Here is a 755-nt window from a genome sequence, read left to right as displayed (position 1 = left end):
AAAATTACTTGACAAGGTAGTCTAAAATGCATTATAATTTTCAACAGGCAACAGGCAACAGGCAACCTGGCCAACCTATCTTTTAGATTCGTCTAAGTTCAACTCCCAACTTAAATTTTTCACTAAAACTTATTTTTCCACGCAATCAAGTGAAATTCTGCGAATTTTCGCGCGATCGCTTCCGCGATCCTTTTTCGGATCCTTTTTTCGATCATTCGATTTTTTCCAATTATCCCGGCAGATTGTTTTTTTCTTGGCCCTTTTCCTTTCTTTTTCGGGTCACGCATTGACATCACAGACAACAGCAAATCAGATACAGGGCTCTCCTCCTTATTTGACTTTCGACGGTGGTCATACACGTGCTGTTAATACTAACGACCTGCTTGGGATTACGCTATCTAACGGAACTAAATATACACCTTCAATCAATTCTTCATCTACAACTCCAATCGTCTTGCCGGTTGCGGGTCAGAGTTTTGCTGATATAAGTATGTTCGTTCCTACTGATACTAATTCAGTCGCTTTGAGTTATCTTATCGGTCCTCCTAATAATTATTGGGGGGATGATGATGGTGATTCTGGTGTTACTGCTACTGGTCGTTTAAGTTTATCTATCGTCGATAAAAGTGGTCAAACGGTATCACGTAGTACAGTTCCAACAATTTGTAAGGCACCTTATAAGGTTACGTTATCCAGTACTGACGGTACATTATCTACTCGTTACGGTTTTCCTAATCATAGTACTTTCAGTGCAA

At 39.7% G+C, this 755-nt stretch carries 1 protein-coding gene; it reads left to right on the top strand.

Annotated features, from left to right (window positions below):
• Positions 1-286: 286 nt before the first annotated feature.
• Positions 287-755: hypothetical protein (locus J3U16_RS12015; RefSeq protein WP_267343213.1), on the top strand; the 469-nt coding region annotated here is incomplete at its 3' end.

The organism is Gilliamella sp. B3023 (assembly GCF_026536845.1).
Taxonomy (GTDB): domain Bacteria; phylum Pseudomonadota; class Gammaproteobacteria; order Enterobacterales; family Orbaceae; genus Gilliamella; species Gilliamella apicola_E.
Note: the sequence above shows the minus strand (reverse complement) of the source record. Positions and strands in the feature narration are given on the sequence as shown.